Annotated in this window: 7 protein-coding genes; 4 read left to right on the top strand and 3 right to left on the bottom strand. The window is 69.4% G+C overall.

Annotation, left to right across the window (positions count from 1 at the left end; genetic code table 11):
- Window positions 1-467, top strand: a 467-nt coding sequence (locus ACJA3G_RS25685) for a hypothetical protein (protein WP_406555419.1), incomplete at its 5' end; no start/stop codon positions are given.
- Between the two features lie 170 nt (window positions 468-637).
- Here the strand turns inward: ACJA3G_RS25685 and ACJA3G_RS25680 are convergent.
- Complete coding sequence (locus ACJA3G_RS25680) at window positions 638-1,492, bottom strand: PhzF family phenazine biosynthesis protein (protein ID WP_406555418.1); 855 nt, start codon at window positions 1,490-1,492, stop codon at window positions 638-640.
- Window positions 1,480-2,373 carry a carboxylating nicotinate-nucleotide diphosphorylase gene (gene nadC / locus ACJA3G_RS25675; RefSeq protein ID WP_406555417.1) on the bottom strand — a complete coding sequence of 298 codons (894 nt, stop codon included), beginning with the start codon at window positions 2,371-2,373 and terminating at the stop codon, window positions 1,480-1,482. Before nadC ends, ACJA3G_RS25680 begins: the two co-directional genes overlap by 13 nt.
- Before the next feature lie 261 nt (window positions 2,374-2,634).
- Between nadC and ACJA3G_RS25670 the strand changes: the two genes are divergently transcribed.
- The 3 genes from ACJA3G_RS25670 (at window position 2,635) to ACJA3G_RS25660 (ending at window position 4,408) form a co-directional block, all read left to right on the top strand.
- On the top strand, window positions 2,635-3,003 hold the full coding sequence (locus tag ACJA3G_RS25670; protein WP_406555416.1) for a winged helix-turn-helix transcriptional regulator: 369 nt from the start codon (window positions 2,635-2,637) through the stop codon (window positions 3,001-3,003).
- 328 nt (window positions 3,004-3,331) lie between these two features.
- Window positions 3,332-3,892, top strand: coding sequence for a carboxymuconolactone decarboxylase family protein (locus ACJA3G_RS25665; RefSeq protein WP_406555415.1), 561 nt, complete (start codon window positions 3,332-3,334; stop codon window positions 3,890-3,892).
- A 222-nt stretch (window positions 3,893-4,114) separates the two neighbouring features.
- Window positions 4,115-4,408, top strand: coding sequence for a DUF1330 domain-containing protein (locus ACJA3G_RS25660; RefSeq protein WP_406555414.1), 294 nt, complete (start codon window positions 4,115-4,117; stop codon window positions 4,406-4,408).
- 64 nt (window positions 4,409-4,472) lie between these two features.
- Here the strand turns inward: ACJA3G_RS25660 and ACJA3G_RS25655 are convergent, their stop codons facing one another.
- Complete coding sequence (locus ACJA3G_RS25655; protein WP_406555413.1) at window positions 4,473-6,500, bottom strand: HelD family protein; 2,028 nt, start codon at window positions 6,498-6,500, stop codon at window positions 4,473-4,475.
- Between the last annotated feature and the right edge of the window lie 586 nt (window positions 6,501-7,086).

Here is a 7,086-nt window from a genome sequence, read left to right as displayed (position 1 = left end):
GGGGCGGTCGCCGGGGTATTTTCATACTGCTCGCTGTCGTGGTGGCCGCGGCGGCGCTCGTCGCCATCGTGCTCGTGGTGAACGGCAGCGGCGACGGGGCCGACGACAAACCGTCCAAGAGCCCGACGAGCACCGCGACCCCGACACCGGTCCCGACTCCGTCGCTGAGCCTGCCGAGCGGGTTGCCATCGGAGCTCCCCACGGACCTTCCGTCGACTCTTCCCACAGCTCTTCCGACCACCCTTCCATCAGGACTTCCCACGGAGTTGCCGAGCGGTTTCCCCAGTGAGCTGCCCAGCGGGCTGCCGGAGGTGCCGGACCTTCCCGACCTGCCCGACCTTCCCAGTGACATCCCCGGCGGCGTTTTGCCGTCGGCAGCGGGCGGACCCGGCGACGACCTCCCGTCCTACGAGTTCAGGGCAGGCGGGATGGCGGCACCGAGCTCGTGGGTGCCGCCGAGGACGTAGGACGTTGGTGTGTAAGTCTGCCTTCCTTACGTAGGCGGAGCCCTGACTCCATGGCTCCGGGGCGCGGGGGAGGGGTTCGGGCTGTCGGCCGGTGCCGCGCGGCGCGACCAGGTTCGGGTGGGGTGGCTCTGCTCGGCACGCAGCCTGACCGGCCCTGAGTACCGCAGGCCTCAGCGCACGACCGTTCGCGTGATCGTCGCTTGGCCGCCGACCCGGATTCGGTGTTCCACGCCGTCGTGGTGAACGGTTGTTGCGATGGTCGACGGCCAGCCGAGGTGGTCGCCCATGTCGACGATGAGGCGGTCCGTACCGGATCCGGCCGCGTGCGCGGCCAGGCAGGCCGTGCTGTTGGCGTTGGCGATGTCCTCGGGGACTCCGATCGAAGGCGCGAACATCCGGGCTGCCGCCCGGCCGTGCCGGTCCGGGAGCGAGTAGACGTAGCAGCCCAGCAGCCCGTGGCGGTCGCAGGCTGCGCGCAGCAGGGGGAAGTCCGGGGTGAGTTCTCCCAGCACGGCGCGGGACCGGACGGGCAGCAGAAGCCTCGGCCGCCCGTTCGACGCCACGCACGCGTCCCCGGCGACTGCGTCCTGGGGAAGCCCGAGGCCGTGTGCGATCACCTCCAGTTCGGCCCCTTGGGCGTCACTCAGGCTGACCGGTCCTGGATCGAACGATGCTGTCCAGCTGTCACCGTTTCGGGTGGCCCGGCCGTCGAAGCTGCGGTGGGTCGTCCGCAGGACGGCACGGTAGTCGTCGCCGCCTTCACGTTCGGCGAGCAGCGCGAGGGCGGCGACGGTGCCGTGGCCGCAGGCGGGCAGTTCGCCTGCGGCGGTGAAGAACCGGAGCGTGTACGACGGATGGGCGCGCTCGGCTCCGTTCGCGCGGAGGAAGACGGCGTGTGACGTCCCCAACTCCGTGGGAACACGACATCGTTCCTCGTCGGTGAGCGGCGCGTCATCCAGAACGGCGGTCGCGCTGCCACCCCTGCCCTGTCGTTGACACGCGTCGACGACCGCTACCTCGGGCATGGCACCGGGCCGGTGGTCAGCAGCATCGTCAGGTCGAGTGCGGGCGCGCTGTGTGTCAACGCTCCGACCGAGATGAGGTCGACGCCCGTTTCGGCGATGGCGCGGACACCGTCCAGGCGGACGGTGCCCGAGGCCTCCAGCAGGATGCGGTGAGCGTCGGCCCGTCCGGCCCGGATCTTCACCACCCGATCGAGGTCGGCCAACGGCATGTTGTCGAGCATGATCCAGCGAGCCCCGGCATCGAGCGCCTCAGCAGCTTCTGCCACGGTCTGCACCTCGACATCGACCTCCACCGTCCGCCCGGTACGCGCCATCCCGCGGCGGACCGCCTCGATCGCCGCGGTCACCCCGCCCGCCGCGGCGATGTGGTTCTCCTTGAGCAGGACCATCGCCGCGAGGTCGAGCCGGTGGTTGTGGCCACCGCCGACGGTCACCGCGTACTTGTCGAGGGCACGCAGGCCCGGTGCCGTCTTGCGGGTGTCCAGAATGCGGGCCTTGGTCGCGGCCACGGCCTGGACGTAGCGGTCGGTCAGTGTCGCGATGCCGCACAGGCGCTGCAGGAAGTTCAGCGCCGTGCGCTCGCCGGTGATCAGGCTGCGCGCCGGACCGGACAGGCGCAGCAGGACGTCGCCGTCGGTCAGCCGGGCGCCGTCGGCGACGCTCGCCTCGATCTCGACCTCGGGATCGACCTGCGCGAAGACCTCGGCGACCACGGGGAGGCCGGCGGCGATGCCGCTCTGCCGGGTGCGGACTTCGGCCGTGGCCGCCAGGTCCTCGGGAACACTCCACGTGGTGGTGATGTCGTTCCCCGAGGCGTCCTCGGCCAGGGCGGCGGCGACGGCGGCCTGTCCCGCAGCCGAAGGAAACTGTGTCGTGGCCATCTGCTCTCCATCTCCGAGATCTCCGAGTGGGTGACGGTGATCGCGGGATTCCGCAGCACGTCGCGGGATTCCGCAGCACACGGTGCGGGGCGACGCGCGTGGGTGGTTGCCACGACGGCCCACATCGTTTCGTTTTCCGAAGCGATGGCCGATGGTAGCGTTTCGGAATCCGAAGCATCAACCTTGGAGGCTGGACTCCACGCCATGTCAACCCCAAAACCCGGCAAGCCAGTTCGCGGTTCGACCACCGGTCGCCCCCTCATGGCCGCACTCGACCTGTTCGGACGGCGGTGGAGCCTGCGCATCGTTTGGGAGCTGCGCGCGGGCCCCCTTGGGTTCCGCCCCCTGCAGAAGCAGTGCGACGACATGTCCTCCAGCGTGATGCGGCAGCGCCTGACCGAACTGCTGGATGCCCACGTGGTTCGCCAACTCCCAGACAGCCGGTACGAGCTCACTCCACTGGGGCGGGACGCCTCCCTCGCACTCGACCCCCTCGCCCAGTGGTCGCAACGATGGGCGGCGATGCTCGACCCGCAACCGGCGCACCACGACAGCGAGAGGCCCGCCGACGGCACCTCGCATCCCGACGCCGTGGGCGAGGGGACACCCGAGAGGGGTTCTGCCGACTGACGCCCGCGCGGCCCGGGTCGACGGCGCGCTCGCCTTGACCAGCCGGGTGCTGAGCACGCTCGACGACCGGGTGCTGAGCACGCTCGATGCCATGCGTTCACAGCGGCGCAGCAACTCCCGGGCGCCTGCCGGGGCGTGGCTCACCTCCCGCAGGATGCCCGGCGCCCAGCGCCGCCCGAGCGGATCGAGTGCAGCCAATAGCCGGGCGCCCTGAACAGGACACTCGTACCGCTGAATCCGGCCGAGGCGTTGTGGCTTCCAGGCCCACTCCTTGCGCTTCGGGTTTCGAAGCACCATAGTGATTCGAAAATCGAAGCAGGAGGTGCCCATGCCGCGCATCGAACCGCTCACCCCGCCCTATCCCGCGCCCATCGGCCAGGCACTGCGCCGATGGATGCCTCCCGGCGTGACACACGAGCCACTCACCCTGTTCCGGGTACTGCACCGCAACCCGGACCTGGCCTCACGCATGTTCGCCCTGGGGGCCGGCCTGCTGGGCCACGGACTTCTTCCCGCCATCGACCGCGAGATCATCATCGCCCGGGTAACCGCACGCACCGGCTGTGCCTACGAATGGGGGGCACACGCCGCGACCCTCGCTCAGCAGGCCGGACTGAGCCAGGAACAGCTTCGGGCCACCATCGACATCGATGTCGCGGCCACCACCACGTGGCTGCCTCGTCATGCGGCACTGCTCAACGCCGTCGACGAACTGCACGACACAGCACGACTCTCGCAACCCGCCTGGGATTCTCTGGACATCCACTACGAAGACGCCCAACTTCTGGAGTTCCTCGTGCTGGCCGGCTGGTACCGAACCATCAGCTACCTGGCCAACGGGCTCCTCCTGGAGGAAGAGCCCTGGGGTGCCCCGTTCCCGGCGCAGTGAGCCCTTTCCAACTTCACGCCGAGACGAGTTGTAGGCAGGGCTCCATCACCAACTGAGACATCGTCCAATCAACTGAGACATCGTCCAATTTCAACAGCCCACCATAATCAGCCAGCCCCTTGCGAACCGTCCTCTGAAATGCCCGGTGATCCGTCGCCGCGGCCGATCAACCCGAGTGTCGACTCGAAGCCTGGCGTGCTTGTCCGAACACAGGAGGTTTCCATGGCCAAGGGCTACTGGGTCAGCGTCTACCGCACCATTTTCGACCCCGAGAAGCTGGCCGCCTACAACAAACTGGCCGGTCCGGCCGTCCAGGCCGGGGGCGGGCGGAGGCTCGCCATCGGCGGTCGGGTCGTCGCCCACGACGCCGGAATCGCCGAGCGCACCATCCTGATCGAATTCGACTCCTTTGAACAGGCGGTCGCGGCACGCGAGAGCGTGGCCTACCAGGAGGCGCTGGACGTCCTTTCCGACGCCGTCGAGCGCGACTTCCGCATCGTCGAAGGCATCGACTGACCGGCGCTCGACGGCGCGTCGGGGTACTTGTGCGCCCGCGGCGACCACGCGGGCGCCCGCGCCATCATGCGGGCTGGGTGGTGATGGTGCACAGGCGCTTGGTGGCCCGGGTCAGGGCCACGTACAGGTCCCTCTCCCCGCCGGGGCGAGCCGCGATGATCTCCTCGGGGTTCAGGACGACGACCCCGTCGAACTCCAGGCCACGTGCTTCGGACGCGGGCACGATGCGTGCGTGATCGGCGATGCCGTGAGCCGTCAACTGGCTCACCCGGGCGTCCGCGCAGATCACTGCGAGGAGTTCGTCCGGCTGCGCGGTGCTCTGGGCGCGCAGTTCCTCCACGACGGCGGTGACCAACCCGTCCCCATGTGCGGTCACGGTGCGCGGGCTCTGACCGCTGCGCAGTGACCGTGTGGGCCGCTGGTCCGGAGCGATCCGCGCGAGGAGGTCCCGGACGTTCTCCAGGATCTCCTGCGTGGTGCGGTAACTGACCGTCAGATCGTGCAGTCTGAACCGCCCCCCGACATGCGGGCTCAGGGCTTCCTTCCAGTCGCGTGCCGTCGTGGCCGGGCCCGACTGGGCGAAGTCACCCACCAGCGTCATCGCCCTCGCCGGGCAGCGGCGGACGATCATCCGCCACTGCATGGCGGTCAGTTCCTGCGCCTCGTCGACGACGACGTGCCCGTACGTCCGCTCGGGCGGGCCGTCGACCAGGCTCGCCGCCTCGTCCAGCAACGGCACGTCCGCATCGGTCCACGGGGCGTCCGGAGCACGTAGGAGAAGGGACCGCTCCCGCGGAGTCAGGGACGGCAGGCGCTCGGCCAGGGTGTCGGCATCCGTCAGCAGTGCCTTCACGAGGTCGCCGGGTACCAGCCTCGGCCACAGCGCCTCGACCGCCCGGTCGACACCGGCGTCGTCGAGGAGATCGGCCCCGATGGCGTCCAGGTCCAGCTCGTGGACCGGACCCGGGTCGGCGGCGCCCTCGGCACGGCGCTCGGCGACCCCCGTGAACCGGTCGAGGTTCAGGCCCGTCAGCCGCTCGGCATCGGCGTCGATCTGCTCCAGGAGGTCGCCCATGTCCCGTTGCATCGCGTCGGTGACGGCGTCGACCAGGAGTTCCTTGAACGCCTGGCGCGCGGGGTTGTGGCCGGATGTGGCCGCCAGGGCGGCGGCGCGTGCAGTGGCGACCTCTTTCTCGGACAGGTGGACCAATTCCTGCCCGACCCGGACGGTGAAGTCGCCGGCGGGGGCCTGGTGGTCTCGCAGCAGGCCGGCCAGGGCGTCGGCGAGGTCCGGGCCGCCCTTGAGGCGCGCCGTGTCGAACGCTTCCACCGCGTCCGGGGACACTCCGGCCAGTTCCTGACAGGTCGCCAGATCGACGTCGTTCTCCCCGAGCGAGGGAAGGACCTGGGAGATGTAGTCGAGGAAACGGGCGTTGGGGCCCACCACGAGGACGCCTTCCTCCGCGGCGCGCGGGAACGCGTACAGGACGTAGGCCGCCCGGTGCAGGGCGACCACCGTCTTGCCGGTACCGGGCCCGCCCTGCACCACGGTCACCCCGCGGTGGGCGGAGCGGACGATCTCGTCCTGCTCGGCCTGCAGCGTCGCGACGGCTGCGTGCATCCTGCCCGTACGCCGTGCCGACAGGGCCTCGATCAACGGGCCGTCCCCCACGACGTCTTCGCCGGTCGGGGCGGTCCCGTCGAGCAGCTCGTCGCTCACCGAGACGACCGTGCGCTCCTCCAGGCGCAGGTGCCGGCGCCGCCGCAGACCCATCGGGTGGACCGGTGTCGCCTCGTAGAAGGGCCGCGCCGCGTTCGCGCGCCAGTCCACGAGCAGCGGCAGTTCGTCCTCCTCCGTGTGCAGTCCGATCCGCCCGATGCGCAGGGCCGTGCCGTCCGTCCAGTCGATGCGCCCGAAGACCAACCCCTTCTCGGCGCCTTCCAGTCGGCCGATCTCCTTGGTCAGGCGGTCGGCGGCGATCTCTCTCTCGTACGCCTCGCCGGCGCCGTCCGCCGGGGCCTTCAGCACACTCGCCCGGTTCGCTCGCGCCTCGGAAAGCCGCTCGTTGAGCAGCTCATACAACGAGGACACATAACCTTGCTCCGATTCAACCGCTTTCACCGCTGCAACCGCACGCACGGCAGAATCATTTATGTCGGACAACCAGGGGCTCCTTCGATTCGAGCCGCACCATACGGCCAAAGTTCCCTAAAGGTAAGTCTTGACTTACTTGTTGCGTCTATGTCCTTACGGCTGACCGCACTTCGTGTCATGCGTTCCGTCGTTTCCCTTGAATGCCGGTGACGCTTTTTCGTGCACGGGAAAGGCGATGAATCCACGGGAAAGGGCCGTGGTCGCGTCATAGGTCGGGACGGGGCCGCCCTGCATTCCAAATGCGGACATCGGTGGCGGCCGTGATCCGGTTGAGGCGGCGGGGGTACGCGGAGCCCGTCCGCGAGGTGACGTGACAGCGGCGGGTTCGTCGATCTCGGAGGGTGTGGGCTCGGGCGCGGGAAGCCTGTGCTCGGCGATGGCGCATTCCTCAAACTTGACTAATGCGGGTCTCGAAGCGCCGAGGGTACACGGGAGGGGATGACGGCGGGCGGACGTGCATCGTGATCCAGGTCACTGTTGTGCGCGCCGCAGGGCAGTGCTGCCCGCCGGGGTGGCGCCAGCC

This window comes from Streptomyces sp. YS-3, assembly GCF_045257485.1.
Taxonomy (GTDB): Bacteria; Actinomycetota; Actinomycetes; order Streptomycetales; family Streptomycetaceae; genus Streptomyces.
This window is presented reverse-complemented; position numbering and strand designations above follow the sequence as displayed.

Bases quoted from the DNA above. Each gene is read 5' to 3' on its own strand.
- ACJA3G_RS25665 (WP_406555415.1), top strand. From the start codon at position 3,332: ATGCCGCGCATCGAACCGCTCACCCCGCCCTATCCCGCGCCCATCGGC.
- nadC (WP_406555417.1), bottom strand. From the start codon at position 2,373: ATGGCCACGACACAGTTTCCTTCGGCTGCGGGACAGGCCGCCGTCGCC.
- ACJA3G_RS25680 (WP_406555418.1), bottom strand. From the start codon at position 1,492: ATGCCCGAGGTAGCGGTCGTCGACGCGTGTCAACGACAGGGCAGGGGT.
- ACJA3G_RS25660 (WP_406555414.1), top strand. From the start codon at position 4,115: ATGGCCAAGGGCTACTGGGTCAGCGTCTACCGCACCATTTTCGACCCC.
- ACJA3G_RS25670 (WP_406555416.1), top strand. From the start codon at position 2,635: ATGGCCGCACTCGACCTGTTCGGACGGCGGTGGAGCCTGCGCATCGTT.